General features: G+C 37.9%; 13 protein-coding genes. 11 read left to right on the top strand and 2 right to left on the bottom strand.

What is annotated here, in order from left to right:
• Position 1: 1 nt before the first annotated feature.
• Complete coding sequence (locus tag AABS66_RS16780) at positions 2-1561, bottom strand: S8 family serine peptidase (RefSeq protein ID WP_404461243.1); 1560 nt, start codon at positions 1559-1561, stop codon at positions 2-4.
• 379 nt (positions 1562-1940) lie between these two features.
• Here AABS66_RS16780 and AABS66_RS16775 point away from each other — a divergent pair, with 379 nt between their 5' ends.
• The 8 genes from AABS66_RS16775 (at position 1941) to AABS66_RS16740 (ending at position 10774) form a co-directional block, all read left to right on the top strand.
• Positions 1941-2114, top strand: a complete 174-nt coding sequence (locus AABS66_RS16775) for a hypothetical protein (protein ID WP_349422070.1) — start codon at positions 1941-1943, stop codon at positions 2112-2114.
• Between the two features lie 233 nt (positions 2115-2347).
• Positions 2348-4549: a TonB-dependent siderophore receptor gene (locus tag AABS66_RS16770; protein ID WP_430225197.1), complete on the top strand. Its 2202-nt coding sequence runs from the start codon at positions 2348-2350 to the stop codon at positions 4547-4549.
• A gap of 84 nt (positions 4550-4633) precedes the next feature.
• Complete coding sequence (locus AABS66_RS16765; protein WP_154633311.1) at positions 4634-5743, top strand: ABC transporter substrate-binding protein; 1110 nt, start codon at positions 4634-4636, stop codon at positions 5741-5743.
• 265 nt (positions 5744-6008) lie between these two features.
• Complete coding sequence (locus tag AABS66_RS16760) at positions 6009-6668, top strand: helix-turn-helix transcriptional regulator (protein ID WP_206083670.1); 660 nt, start codon at positions 6009-6011, stop codon at positions 6666-6668.
• Positions 6669-6679: 11 nt separating this feature from the next.
• On the top strand, positions 6680-7747 hold the full coding sequence (locus AABS66_RS16755; RefSeq protein WP_206083671.1) for an alanine racemase: 1068 nt from the start codon (positions 6680-6682) through the stop codon (positions 7745-7747).
• A gap of 15 nt (positions 7748-7762) precedes the next feature.
• On the top strand, positions 7763-8923 hold the full coding sequence (locus AABS66_RS16750; protein ID WP_430225196.1) for a M20 family metallopeptidase: 1161 nt from the start codon (positions 7763-7765) through the stop codon (positions 8921-8923).
• A gap of 9 nt (positions 8924-8932) precedes the next feature.
• Positions 8933-9394 carry a RidA family protein gene (locus tag AABS66_RS16745; RefSeq protein ID WP_206083673.1) on the top strand — a complete coding sequence of 154 codons (462 nt, stop codon included), beginning with the start codon at positions 8933-8935 and terminating at the stop codon, positions 9392-9394.
• Positions 9395-9487: 93 nt separating this feature from the next.
• Positions 9488-10774: an MFS transporter gene (locus tag AABS66_RS16740; protein WP_430225195.1), complete on the top strand. Its 1287-nt coding sequence runs from the start codon at positions 9488-9490 to the stop codon at positions 10772-10774.
• Positions 10775-10833: 59 nt separating this feature from the next.
• On the opposite strand, the gene AABS66_RS16735 is transcribed toward AABS66_RS16740, so the two are convergent.
• Entirely contained in the window at positions 10834-11733 is a 900-nt protein-coding gene (locus AABS66_RS16735; protein ID WP_430225194.1) for a LysR family transcriptional regulator, read from the bottom strand.
• A 100-nt stretch (positions 11734-11833) separates the two neighbouring features.
• Between AABS66_RS16735 and AABS66_RS16730 the strand changes: the two genes are divergently transcribed.
• The 3 genes from AABS66_RS16730 to AABS66_RS16720 all read left to right on the top strand — a co-directional run bounded on the left by AABS66_RS16730 (position 11834) and on the right by AABS66_RS16720 (position 15192).
• Entirely contained in the window at positions 11834-13165 is a 1332-nt protein-coding gene (locus AABS66_RS16730; protein WP_430225193.1) for an MFS transporter, read from the top strand.
• Positions 13166-13564, top strand: a complete 399-nt coding sequence (locus tag AABS66_RS16725) for a hypothetical protein (protein ID WP_272539294.1) — start codon at positions 13166-13168, stop codon at positions 13562-13564. It begins immediately after the preceding gene.
• Positions 13565-13728: 164 nt separating this feature from the next.
• Positions 13729-15192, top strand: a complete 1464-nt coding sequence (locus AABS66_RS16720) for an MFS transporter (RefSeq protein WP_206083678.1) — start codon at positions 13729-13731, stop codon at positions 15190-15192.
• Positions 15193-15276: the final 84 nt, after the last annotated feature.

The following is a 15276-nucleotide window of genomic DNA, read 5'->3' as shown; positions in this document are numbered from 1 at the left end:
ACTACGCGCTTTCGGGTAAGTCTGACTTGCGGATGATGCTATCAACGATACCAAACAAGTAATCTACATTGGGTCGACAACCAATGCCGTGTGATACACCTTCAGTATAATTTGATGCAGCAATAACGGTACGCATTTGCCACGGAGATAATATTGCCCCTTGTTTTTTCGCGTAATCTTGAATTAACGCTAATGCACCTGAGCATAATGGTGTAGCGCTGGATGTACCCGAATAATTATTTGAATAATTGCGGTTGTTCCCTGGTAATTTTTGTAATGAGCCATAACCTGTTGTGGTGACACTCCAGTCTCCCCAAGAATTCACAAAGGCAACTTCTGGGTTATAGTTCGAGAAATAAGCCCGTGTTCCGTTTTGGTGGTTACAAGCACCCACTAAAATACTGCCACTATCACCGAAATCCTGCATCACGCCAGGTTCACTTAAATCCAATCCGCCATTGCCCGCCGCAAGGATAACTGTTGCACCTTTATCCACGATAATTTTCATACGTTCCCACCAGCTACGTATTGCAGTGGCAGGGAGCAGTTTTCCTCCAACACTAAACTGTATATCTAGGCTGACAATATCACCAGGCTGCACATGATTGACGATTAAATCTAGGTCACCTGTGTCATAGAAGTAAAATTGGCAGTGATGGGCAATACCTGTAACACCAAATTTATTGAGCGTTGCTACGATACAGCCTGTTGATGCAGTGCCATGATTACAGTCTTCACTTTCTGGGCGGCTATTCACCACAACGATATTTGAGTCGATTAAATCCTCATGGTTTCGGTAGACACCAAAGTCTAAGTGACGTACGACTGCGGATGAACCATTAATATTTTTTGCCCATGCATCGCGGATGTTCATCCCTTTGGGCGCATCAAGGTAAGTTTGTCTTGGAGTAAAATCAGGGGTAATAAAATCGTCACTTTCGCTTTCAATATCGTCAAGTTGCTCAGGGTTTACGGGCAGTTCTGGGGCCAGATACCCTGTGGTATCTGGAGTGACGGAACAATACTCGACATAATCTAAACTCTCTATTTGTTCCGCTAGCTCAACTAAGATTTCAAATTTACCGTCTCCATGGAACGTAAAATAATCATATTCATTTAATGTGTCATAAATTAATGACCTTTTTAATTCTAAAGTCGGAAGCTTTGAGTAAAAAGTTAAATCTTGTTTTATTTTATCATAATTTTTCTTTTTTGCTTTTATATCTAAATAATAATTAGAAATACCAGCTATTTTTTGATTGATTGTTTTTTCTTTAGTGGTGGTTTTAATTTTGTTTTTTCTTTCACCTTCGCTGATATGAAAATAAATTTCCTTTGATTGGATGTTTGCTGTGTTTTCAGCCTCCAGGCTAATCTCTACACGATAGTGACCTGATTTATCGATAGAAAATAAATGACTTTCACCTGTGGTTTCGGTTTTTTCTATAATTTCATCATTTAAAAGCAAATGAATTGATAATAATTTATTTTCTTTATTATTGAATTCAACAAAAATCCCATTGGTATAAATATCAATGAATTTGAAAATTTTAATATTCATAGTTTCTCTTTTAATTAAATTAGTATATGGAATGAATTATTTTGAAAATAAAAATGCATTTAAATACGAGTGATTATTTAAAATAAAAAAGGTATTTATGACAATGTTAATAATTGGCTTGAATTTAATATAAATTAATATTTATATTTTTAATAAGGCTGAATTTATTTTCAGTTTTGACAAATATCATAGGGAAACGGTTTTCTTCCACTTATTTTTTATCTTCAAATAAAAATGATAAACATTGTTAATACTAAGGTGAATATATGTCTTATCAATTAAATTACCTCACTGCATTGTGCGATGTAGTCCCACAACGGGAAATCGCTATTTCATTTACCTGACATTATCCACCGCTGTGATGTCCAGCACAGGGCCGATGACCTTATTATCCCCAAAAGGATTGATTTATGATGAAGGTCTATTGGGGGCAATGAAAATTATTCGTAATGCATTAAAAAAAGAAAATCGCCCGCAATTTTTACGTATGTTCCGCCATTTTCGACAAAACCGTGGAAAGCCAAATTACATTGCCGTGGTCAGTGTGAAATGAAATAAGGAATGCGCACTCATATGCGCAAGGATGCGCTGAAAACGTTACCTAACACAAATAACCTTTTAATTCATTACTGTAATAATAATAATTCTTATATTGAACGTGATTATCAGTTACTATTGCGAATAGTTTTTCCGCAATATAGTTAGCGGTGATTTAATCATGTGTCGTTATTGGTTCTGGCGCTGATAACGATGGTATCAATAATTATATTTAAAGGTTTTAACTCAATGAAAATAAAACATCTTTTTATTCTCTCCCCTTGCTTGCTACCTTTTATATCCCCCTCGGTATTGGCCGCTGATAACAAAGAAGAGAAAATTACTGTCTCTGCAACTCGTGGCTACAAATCAGTTTCAGAAATGGCACAAACCACTTGGGTCATTGATAACGCCGAAATTGAGCAGCAAGCAGAGGGTGGGAAAGAGTTAAAGGATATTTTATCGCAGTTAATTCCAGGAATGAGCGTGAGCGGCCAAGGCCGTACAAACTACGGGATGAATATGCGTGGTCGCTCAATGATAGTGATGGTGGACGGGGTACGCCTTAACTCCTCACGTAGTGACAGTCGCCAGTTAGATTCGATTGATCCTTTTAATATCAATCATATTGAAGTCATTTCTGGTGCGACTGCGATGTACGGTGGCGGCAGTAGCGGTGGTTTAATTAATATCGTGACAAAAAAAGGCCAAGAAGAAAAACAAGTTTCCCTGCAATTAGGTGGGAAAACAGGTTTTAATAACGGGAAAGATCATGATGAAAATGTCGCGGCAGCAGTGAGCGGTGGTAATGAAAATGCGTATGGTCGTATTTCTGTCGCCTATCAACGCTATGGTGGCTGGTATGATGGTAAAGGCGACGCGATTAATATTGATAATACCCAAACAGGGTTACAGTTTTCCGATCGTCTCGATGTGATGGCATCAGGCTCCGTAAAAATAAATGAAACACAACAGATTCAAGCGACCTATCAGCACTATAAAAGCGAGTCTGATGGTAAGCATGGCCTATATTTAGGCAAAGATTTTTCTGCAGTGAAGGGGGATGGTAAAGCCTATAACAGTGGTAAATTAAGTTCAGACCGCTTACCAGGCACTGAGCGTAACTTGCTTAATTTACAGTATTCAAATGTAGATATGTTTGGGCAAGATTTTGTTGCTCAGGTCTACTACCGTGATGAATCACAAAAATTTTACCCGTTCCCAACGTTAACAGGAAAAGAGGTTTCGAGTATCAGTTCCTCTGATCAACAAACCAATTTCTATGGCACTAAGCTGACATTTAATAGTCAACCCCTTGATGAATTGACGCTAACTTATGGTGTCGATGCGGAGCACGAGCAATTTCGTGCAAACCAAATGTTTTTTGATTTGGAGCGTGCAAAAGAATCAGGGGGAATGGATCTCACCAAAGCGTTCCAAATTGGCCGCTACCCAAGCTATACCACCACAAACATGGCGACATTCTTACAAAGCAGCTATGACATCACGCCGATGTTTACCTTAAGCGGTGGTGTGCGTTACCAATATACTGAAAACAAAGTGGATGATTTTGTTGGTTATGCACAGCAAGAAGCTATTGCGAATGGCAATGGTAAATCCGCAGATGCCGTACCTGGTGGGAAAACCGATTATAACAATTTACTGTTTAACGCAGGGTTGCTGGTTAACCTAACTGAAGAGCAACAAACGTGGTTTAATTTCTCCCAAGGTTTTGAAATCCCTGATATTGCGAAATATTACGGAACCGGTGATTATGCGAAGACCCCAGATGCCAATGGACACTATCACCTAAATAAAAGCGTTAACATCAATGATACCAAAGTTAAAGGGGTTAAAGTGAATTCCTTTGAGTTAGGTTGGCGCTACACCGGTGAAAACTTGCGTACCCAAGTTGCCACTTATTATTCCCTGTCTGATAGAAGCTATGGTATTAATAAAGATGACATGACCATTTACATGAAGACCGATAAGCGCCGCATTTATGGGGTAGAAGGTGCCATTGATTACTTCTTTGACGACTCCGACTGGTATGTGGGGAGTAACTTCAACCTGCAAAAATCGGAAACCAAAGTCAATGGTAGCTGGGAAAAATGGAGCGTGGACTTTGCCAGCCCATCTAAAGTTAACGCTTATGTAGGGTGGGAGCCGAATGATTGGTCATTGCGCTTACAGAGCCAGCAAACATTTAACCTAACTGATGCCGCAGGTAAAAAGCTGGATGGTTATAATACCGTTGATTTATTAGGTAGTTATATGCTACCCGTCGGTAAAGTGAGTTTTGCGGTTGAAAACTTACTGGATAAAAACTACTCCACGATTTGGGGACAGCGTGCGCAGGGGCTATACAGTCCGAAATACGGCGCGCCAAACCTTTATGACTATAAAGGGCGTGGCAGAACCTTTGCACTTAACTACAGCGTGACGTTCTAATTTGCTGCTTTAGTCGATGACAAAGCCACTTAATGGTGGCTTTATTTATTCAGAATTAATTAAATTTAAAGTAAAAGGTACCCCATGAAATTATTTCTCACAGGGTTATTGTGTTTACTGAGCTTCTGGGGGCAGGCAAAAACGCCAACAGTGATCACTGACTTACAAGACCGTAAAGTGACGGTTAATCTTCCCGTTGAAAAATTATTTTTAGTGGATAGTCGTGATATTTTGCCAGTAGATATCGCTGCGGGCAAATCGGGGATTTCTCGTATTACGGGATGGAGTGATTCATTAACGCAGTATGCCCCTGATTTAAAAGAAGCCTATTTTAGTGTATTGCCTGAATTAGAAAAAATTCCAACCTTGAAGAAAACCCGTGAAGCGGGGCTGCAAGTTGAAAAGCTGATTGAGCTTGCTCCTGAAGTGATTATTATGCATAAAGCCAATTACGGTGCGATGCGTGATAGCCAAATTCTACCGCAGCTTGAGGCGGCAGGAATTCAGGTGATATTTATCGATTTTCGAATGGATATTGTCAAAAACACCCCAAAAAGTATTTTGTTATTGGGAGAGCTATTAGGTACACAAGAACGTTCTGCACAGTTTGCGGCGCTATACCAAGAAAAATTGTCAGCGATAGAATCCCAACTGACAGAGCCATTTCCTTCTGTACTCATTGAAGCCAATGCGGGCTTATTTGCAGATAACTGTTGCCAATTATATGGGCGTTCAGGTTATGGTGTTTTAGCGTCTTTAGCGGGGGGAAATAACCTTGTAGCAGACAGTTTCCCTGCAAAAGGGGCTGATAGTTCGATTGAGAATATTATTACATTAAACCCTGAGTTTTATTTTTTAACTGGAGCTGATTGGCATAATTTTAACCGCCGTTCAATTGCTGTCAGGTTAGGATACCGTGCAAACAAATCAGATGCACAGAAGCAACTGGCGGTATTATTAGATAGACAAGGGATATCTTCATTAACGTCGGTAAAAGAAAAACGTGTAATGGCGATTTACCACAATTTTTATAATAACCCAATGAACATATTTGCCATTGAAGCTATGGCAAAATTTATGCACCCCGAAAGGTTCAGTACATTAAACCCTGAACAAAACTTAACTGATTTCCAACAACAATTTACCCAGTTGCGCACAGATGGCGTGTTTTGGGTGACATTGCCGTTAAAATAAATATCCTAACTTTTTGTTGGCGCAGTTAGCTAACAAAAAGTTAGATTCAGAACTTTATTATCTCTAGGTTATTTTTCCTTTAAAATCCTTGTAGTATCAAGCCTCCCGTAATTTTTCTTAAAATGCTATTATTTCTGTTAGAAAAAATAGCAGAATTTTTGTTAGCTAAAATCAAGATATAGATCACAAATTACTCAAATCTCGATTGAGTCTCCATAATGATCTAACTAATATTTAGTTAGGCTTAAAATAAGTTTGGTAGAAAATGAAAATAATCCAAGACAACTTTGAAATGTTATTGGCTGTGATGAAAGGTATTGCAGGCCAATTTGGTGAGAATTGTGAGGTGGTATTGCATGACCATAGTAAAGGTCTTGAAAGCAGTATCGTTGCGATTATCAATGGGCATGTCACTAAGCGAAAAGTGGGCGACCCAAGTAGTAATTTAGGGCTTGAAGTGTTACGTGGAACAGATGTGGATGGTGATAAGTACAATTATTTCACCCAAACAAAAGACGGGAAAATGTTACGTTCAACATCCATCTATTTACGTGACGAAAATGGCAAAGTGTCTGGGGCTCTTTGTATTAACCAAGATATATCAGAGTTTATTGCTGCGGAAAAAGCCATTCAGGGGATCACCCAGAGAAACAGTGTTGAGCAAGATCCAATCAAAGAAGTGTTTGTGACAGACGTAAATGAAATTTTGGATCATCTAATTCAGGAATGCATGCAAGTTATAAAAGTGCCTGTTATCAACATGACGAAAAAAGAAAAAATGGATGCCATTAAATTCTTTGATGATAGAGGTGCTTTTTTAATTAAAAAAGCAGGCGAGAAAATTTGTGAGTTTTTAAATATTTCCAAATATACCCTTTATACCTATTTGGGCGAATTAAAAGGGGAAGACAATAATGAAGAATAAGAGAGGTTTTTATGCCAATTACGCCTTATGTTGCGTTGGATTTACAGCAACTTGAAAAAAATGTCAGGGGCATGACAGGCAAGTTAACACAGCAGGGAATCGAACATTGGCCACATATCAAAACACACAAATCAGTAGAGTTGGCTAAGTTTGAAATACAATGTGGCGCTAAAGGGATAACTTGTGCCACATTGCATGAAGCAACCATCATGGCAAAAGGTGGGATAGAAAATATTCTTTTAGCTTACCCCATGGTTGGAGAAGAAAAATGCCAACAGTTTGTTGAGTTAGCAAAGTACGTTAATTTAAGGACTATTGTTGATAGTGTAAAAGGTGCGAAGCAATTATCATCCGCGGCGACTCAAGGAAATGAAATTGTCGAAGTTTATATTGCGGTAGATTATGGTGCACATCGTGAAGGTATCCAACTTGAAGATTTAGAGCCATTTGCATTAGAAATACAAAAACTATCCAATTTAAAAATAATAGGTGTGTTTACTTATGCGGGTACTATTTACCAATATCGCACAGAACCTGAAATTCGCAAAGCCGCAAAAGCGGAGGCTGAGCTTCTGTTATTATGTCAAAAAAGGCTAGAAGCGATTGGTATTGATATTCAACGTACATCTGGTGGTTCAACGCTCTCATCTTTTTATGCGGATGAATTAAAAGGGATTACAGAATCGAGAGCGGGTAATTTTATTTTCGGTGATATGAATGCGATTTATGGGGGGATTTATACACCGAAAGATTGTGCATTAACCATCCGAACAACAATAGTTAGTATTCCTGTTCCTGGTTATGCAACAGTTGATGCAGGAACGAAAACATTAACTTCAGATCAATCTGCAGAAGCTGGGTTTGGGTATATTGTAGAAGACCCAAATATTAAATTAGTTAAACTCAATGAAGAGCATGGTTATCTTCGTTATGATCCAGAGATAGTAAAATTAAATATCGGAGATATATTAAATATTATTCCAAACCATAGCTGTGTTATTCCAAACTTAACAAATAAAATATACGCATTAAATAATAATGAAATAGACCATATTATTACACCAGACGCACGATATTAATTATCGGAGAATAAAATGTATAAATTAAATAGTCAGCAACAAAATGAGTTGCTTGAGCTTCTTTGCGCCTTAATTAAGCATAAGTCTGAAAATCCACCAGGAGAAGAACAGCAGGTTGCTGAATTTATATATCATTATTTTAAGCAAGAAAATATTGATGTTGAGATGCAAGAAGTTGCTCCTGGTAGGCCAAATGTTATTGCCTATTTGAAGGGAACAGGAAAAGGGAAACATCTTTTATTTAACGGACATATTGATGTGGTTCCTTGTGGCTGTGGTTGGAGTACTGAACCTTTTGAACCCGTAATTAAAGATGGCAAAGTATTCGGTCGTGGTGCCGCTGATATGAAATCAGGGGTTGCCGCTATGATGTATGCTGCGACTTTATTAAAGCGCAACCAAGATGTATTTTCAGGGGATTTAACGTTAGTTTTTAATGTTGACGAAGAAAGAATTAATCTGGGTATGTTGCACTATATTAAAGATGGAGTTAGTGCTGATTACGCCATCATTGGCGAGCCAACCTCACTTGATGTTTGTATTGCGCATAAAGGAGTCAGTCGTTATAACCTGAGCACAAAAGGAACTGCGGGGCATGCAGCAAAAACACGGTATCCAGATAGTGCAATTTCTAAAATGGCAAAGATACTACCAGCATTAGAACAACATCGTGCTTCTGTTGAAGAAATAGAGCATCAATTGTTAGGTAAGGCTTCCATGATTATTACCACGATCAATGGGGGAACAGCACCAAATATTGTACCTCAACATTGTGATATTGAAATTGATAGGCGTTTAGTTCCAGGAGAAGATAAACATAAGGTTGAACAAAAAATTCACCAAGCAATTGCGGAATATAACCAAGGTGAAGAAGTTGAATATCATTTAGATAATTACTTGTTTATTCCTGCATCAGATATTCCTGTTGACCATGAACTCACTCAGGTAGCCTTAGAAACAGTCAGTCGTTTTGCAGAAAAAACAGTACAGCCACAGATATTTGAAGCAACATGTGAAGCACCTTTTTTCTCTGTGACGAGCAAAATTCCAACACTAATTATGGGGCCTGGGGGCTTAGCTCAAGCACATGTTAAGGATGAGTTTGTTGAAATAAGCGAATTGTACCTTGCAGCAGAAATTTATTATGACATGGCAAATATATTGCTAAATAAATAGGAATAATTAATGAATATTGAAAAGAAACTAGAAGAAAAAGGAATTACATTAGCCACACCAGGGGCTCCTAAGTTTTCATATGTCTCAATTAAGCAATATGGGGACTTATTATATACCTCAGGGCATGATTGCCAAAAAGACGGTGTATTAATTCATACAGGAACATTAGGAAAAGAATTAACTGTCGAACAAGGTCAGGAAGCAGCTAAACAGTGCATTATTAACATATTTTCATCATTAAAAGCCTATTTAGGTGATTTAGATAAAATTGACGAGTGCATAAAATTATTAGGTTTTGTACAGAGTACTAATGATTTTAAAAACCAACCTCAAGTCATGAATGGGGCTTCAGATTTTTTAATTGAAATACTTGGAGATAATGGAAAACATGCGCGTTCAGCAATAGGTACAAATACATTACCTTTTGATACGCCAGTGGAAATAGAACTGATATTAAAATTAAAGTCGTAAATAATAGATAAAAAATAAAGATTATTAATAAAATAAATCTGCGGAGTAAATATTATTCCGCAGGGTCCTGTTACGTCTTAAAGGTACTTAATTATGTCACTACATGCGAGTAAAAGACTAAAGCGCTGGCAATTTATTGCGCTCACATTCTTGCTGATAGCAGGTATCATTAACTTTTTAGATAGAGCATCTCTTTCTATTGCAAACTCTACAATAAGTAAAGAATTAGGATTTAGTGCAACACAAATGGGGCTGCTATTGTCAGTCTTCTCGTTTGGTTATGCATTATGCCAGTTGCCAATAGGCATGGTTATGGAACGTTTTGGTGTTAAAAAAATCTATGGTTTTGGCTTATTTTTATGGTCGTTAGCTCAGACTGTTACAGGCTTATTATCATCATTTACTCACTTAATCATTGCGCGTGTTTTCTTAGGTATTGGTGAAGCACCTCATCTACCAACAGGCGTTAAAGTTGTTAATGACTGGTATAATATTCGTGAGCGTGGTTTACCAATGGGGATTGTTAATATGTCCTCTACACTCGCACAAGCATTAGCCCCACCATTATTAATTGCGTTAATGCTAGCGTTTGGGTGGCGTACCATGTTTATTATTATTGGTATCAGCGGTATCATTCTTTCAATCCTATGGTTCATTTTCTATCGTAACCGTGAGCAATTAGATTTAACTGAAGAAGAATTAAGTTATTTAAATGATGGTGCTCCGCCTTCATCATCCAATAAAGTTTCTTTTAAAGAATGGGCATCTTTATTTAAACAACGCTCATTATGGGGAATGATTATCGGTTTTAATGGTGTGGGTTACATGGTTTGGTTATATTTAACTTGGTTGCCTGCATATTTAGAGAGTTCACGTGGTTTAAGCCTAGAAAAAACAGGTTGGGTTGCTGCTATACCGTTTTTATTTGGTGCATTAGGTATGTTAGTGAATGGTGTTGTTGCAGATTATGTTGTTAAACGTGGCGCAGATAAAATGAAAAGCCGTAAATGGATGATTTGTTTAGGGCTATTATCTGCAGCAATATTTACATTACCCGCAGCATATACAGACAGCACTTTCTCAGCAGTTGCATGCATTAGTATGGCGCTATTTTCTATTCATTTTGCTGGGACATCTGCGTGGGGACTCATTTTAGTTTCGGTTCCTTCACGTCTAATTACTTCTGTTAGTGGGATTCAGAATTTCGGTGGCTTTATTGGTGGTTCATTTGCACCGATTGTCACAGGTATTATTGTTGACCAAACACACTCATTTACGCTGGCATTAGTTGTATGTGCAACAGTGGCATTTTTAGCATCGTTGGTTTATTTCTTCTTTGTGAATGAACCTATTAAAGATCCAGCTGAGATGCAGCTATAGAATGCTTAAGTTTTAAGGGGTAGTTATAAATTGAAAAACCACCAATATCGGTGGTTTTTTTACGATTCAATTCGAATGTTGGATACCAAATAATCAATAAAAGTCCGTGTCTTAGCGGGTAAAACAGAAGTGCTCGGGTAAAGTAGTTGAATGTTTTGCTTGGGTAAATGGTATTCAGGAAGAACGCGGACTAAATGTTTAGCGTTTAAATCCTCATTCACCAGCCAAGCAGGGCAAATAGCGATGCCTAAAGAGGCTAATACCATTTGGTGGATAACTGCAGCAGAGTTGGACTCATATTGACTTGTTATTGAGGGAATACTGAAGTTTTCTCCACAGTTATTTTGCATAACATATTGGGTATCTTGCCAATTTAACAGCGAATGATTCACCCAAGGTACGAGTGCAAGGTCAGAAACCTGATTAATTTGGTATTTTTGAACAAATTCAGGGCTAGCAACCAAATAAATATTGTAGTCACCTAATTTTTTCATTTTGAGTGATGAGCTTTTTAAATTACCAAGTCGAATAGAGACATCAAGTTTTTCTGTAATTAAATCATCTAGAGATGAATTGACGGAATATTGTAATTTTAACCTAGGATAAAGGCGGCAAAATTCAGGAAGCAAGGGAAGAATAAAGCGTTGACCAAATTCACTTGTTGATGAAAAGCGTAATAAGCCTGAAATATTAGTACCTAAATTCTGGCTCTTTTCAAAGGCCTCATTAATTTGACTTTGAATATGTTTAAAGTCTTCGTAAAAATGTTTCCCAACCTCGGTTAGGGCAATATTACGGGTATTTCGCGTTAGTAAACTCACATTTAACTCAGTTTCTAATTGCTTTATGTCAACACTGACCATTGAGCGACTTAGCCCTAAAATATCCGCAGCCTTGGTGAAAGAGCCTGAATCTACGACCTGAAGAAAACTGATAATTTTTTTTAAATTCTTTTGCATAATGGTATTTATTGTTTTGTTTTATTAAACAATGATTTTACTTCTCTTGTATCGACAAAGAAAGGAGTAATCCTTACTCTTTGCCGCTATAGGGGGGGGTATGTCTTATCGTTATAAAATTGCGACCGTGTTTTTACTCGGTTTCTTTATTGATTGTATTAATATTTTTATGTCAGCAATTGCATTGCCTGATATCGCATCATCATTTTCGGCTAGCCAATCACAGGTGGCATGGGTTGCGAATGCGTATATTTTAGGGCTAGTGCTAGTGATGCCGATTAGCTTGTGGCTAGCGGGGCGGTTTGGTAATCAAAAACTACTGTGTTATTCAATGTTACTTTTCACACTTGCAGTGTGGCTAAGTGGTTCAAGCCAGTCTATTTATAGTTTGATTTTTTGGCGTTTTGTCCAAGGAATGGCTGGTGGGTTATTAATTCCTGTAGGGCAAGCGCTCGTTTTTGCGTTATTTCCCAATAACGATCGCCAACGTGTATCGACATTAATTATGACAGTGGCACTTATTGCTCCTGCTTTTTCGCCAGCGATTGGTGGCGTAATTATTGATTCGTTATCTTGGCATTGGATTTTTTATTCTAATATCCCATTTTCTTTATTAACGGCAGTGCTTGCTTGGGGTTGGATAAAAAATGATGGGCAAGCATCACGAGAAAAACCAGATATTTTCGGCCTGATAATGGTCAGTATCAGTTTACTTTGTTTGTTATTGTCTTTTTCGCTGTATAACGATTATCACAGTGTTGCATTGGCTCTTACCAGTTTTTTTACCTCAGTTGTGGTATTTATTTTTTACCTTAGCTATGCCAAAAAATGCCGCGAACCTATTTTAAATTTTCAGTTATTAAAAAATAGTAACTTGCGTAATGCCTTTATTGTTTATTACGCAGTGCCTGGTATTTTTACTGGGGTAAATTTGCTCAATATTTTTAACTTACAAATTAATTTGGGCTTTAATGCAGGGCAAACAGGATTATTTATGATTTTGTATGCGGCAGGAGCTGTTGTTTCGATGGTTTCTGGCGGGCGCCTTTATTTTCGTATAGGGAAAAAATGTTTATTTGTTCTCGGTATTGTATTGCATAGCTTGGGAATATTTTTGCTTTATTGGGTATCCAGTTCAGCACAATTAAGTTTGTTGGTGATGGCGTATTTATTCATGGGTATGGGGGGCGGATTAAGTGCAAATATAGCCCAAATCAGTTCACTGATGGATTTCAAAGATAAAGATTTATTGCAAGGAAGTGTGCTGTGGAATATTAATCGCCAAGTCGCTTTCAGCGTAGGTGCTGTCGTTTTAATTTCAATATTTAGTCTAATGCCATCTTCGGATCAGCTATCTAACTACCAATATACTTTTTTAATTGCTTCTATTCTTGGGCTATTTTCATTAATTTCAGTCAGTAAGGAAAAATAAATGCGTGATTCAATGCAAAAGGCACTGCAAAGCGTTGTCGATATACATGTGTTAATTGAAGATGTTTTCACGGGGCGCAATAGTGATAAAAGTATTGCTCCATTATTAGCTAGTTTTACTGAAAACTTTAAAATGGTCACCATCGGTGGGCACCGAATTGGCTTAACTGAGGTGGCAGGGCTATTTAGCGAAAATGTCGGTGCAAAACCCTCATTTCTGACAGTACCATTTGAGGTTATTCCGTTATTTGAAGCTGGCGAAAGGTGTTGGATTCAATATCAGGAACGACAAGAAAATGAAGGGCTCACAACATTAAGGACATCGACAGTCTGTATTCGAGTTGTCGATAACCAATGTTATTGGGAATATCTGCATGAAACCCCTGTTTTAAATAGCTAGTTTTTCCCTTTATTAATAAACAACGGCTGATTAGGCCGTTTTTATGTTTAGTAGAAAATAATTTACTCGCTGATTTTATAAGTAATGATATTCATTCTCATTTCAATTGACCGTCGGTCGGTCATATTCTATGATGTAGTCATAACGAAGATGAGGTAGATGAAATGAGACGATTATTTTTGATCGTTGCCGTGTGTTTAGGCACATTTATGGCAACATTGGATATCAGCATCGTGAATGTGGCACTCCCTGCAATTGGTGAAGATCTTGGGGCGAGTCTGTCGATGTTACAGTGGATTATTGATGCATATGCGCTATGTCTATCTGCATTGATCCTTTCTGTTGGCCCTATCAGTGACCGCTATGGACGCAAAAAAGTGTGGTTAATTGGAATTGTGATCTTTACTTTAGGCTCTGCAATTTGTGCATTTTCAGTATCTTCTCAGATGCTAATTATTGGCCGAGTTATCCAAGGGATAGCAGCTGCAGCATTGATCCCTGGTGCGCTTTCAATTATCACTCAAGCCTTTAGCAACGATATTGAACGGATTAAAATTATTGGAATTTGGTCAGCAGTTAGCGCGCTTTCATTAATTATTGGCCCAATATTAGGGGGGTTTTTGGTTGATACCTTTAATTGGATGACGATTTTTTTAATCAACATTCCAATTGGTTTACTGACCCTATTGTTAGGGTGGATTGGGATCAATGAAAGTGCCGATCCCGAGAAAGCCGCTTTTGATCCTTTAGGGCAACTATTGAGTATTGTAGCGTTAGGTAGTGTTACTTTTGCTTTAATTGAAGCGGGGGATAAAGGATGGGGAAATTATTTCACGCAAAGTGGATTAGCTATTTTTACAGTAGCGGCTTTAGCCTTTATTTGGGTAGAGAAACGGGTGGAGAAACCATTACTCCCTTTTTTCCTTTTTAAAACAAACCCTTTTTTCTTTCAATATAATATGGCCTCTTTTGCTCTGGGTTTTGCCACCTACAGCAATGTGTTTTTTATCGCGCTATTCTTACAAAAAGGCCAGGGGTGGGGTGCTTTTGAAGCGGGACTCCGTATGGCGCCAGAATTTATTGCGATGGCGATATTTTCATTTTCATTTGGTAAATTATCCCGTTTTTTAAGTGTACGTAATTTAATGGTTGTTGGATTTATTTTAATCGCGAGTGCATCATTGTTATTTACGCAGGTAAATTCTGAAACGGATTATCTGCCCATTGCATTGATATTATTCGTTTTAGGTGCAGGAATGGGGATGTCGACGCCTGCAATTGGTGCTTTAGTGATGGCGAGTGTTGAAAAAGCGTATTCAGGCATTGCATCAGCGATAATGAATGCATTAAGACAGACAGGGATGACATTAGGGATAGCGCTATTAGGCACATTAATGACTCACCGTGCGGTGAACCAATTACTCCATGATGATAGGTTAAATAGCGCGATGTCTTCTCAAGAAATCGAACGTTTGATTCATAGTTCTTCTGGTTCGATGCCATCGTTGCTGGTTGAACAACTGACGCGTTCTGCTTTTGTTTCAGGATTCAATGTGGCAATGTTTGGTGGTGCAATCGCGATTATGGCAACATTATGCTTAATGATGAAAAATAAAGTGATGAAATAAAATTGCACTGAAAAAAAACACCTGCCTTGGCAGGTGTTTCAGGCTGCTGACAAACCGATTAGGTTTGACTGCAGGTTGGATAGG

This window comes from Providencia sp. SP181 (assembly GCF_050446505.1).
In the GTDB taxonomy this organism is placed as follows: Bacteria; Pseudomonadota; Gammaproteobacteria; order Enterobacterales; family Enterobacteriaceae; genus Providencia; species Providencia vermicola.
Note: the sequence above shows the minus strand (reverse complement) of the source record. Positions and strands in the feature narration are given on the sequence as shown.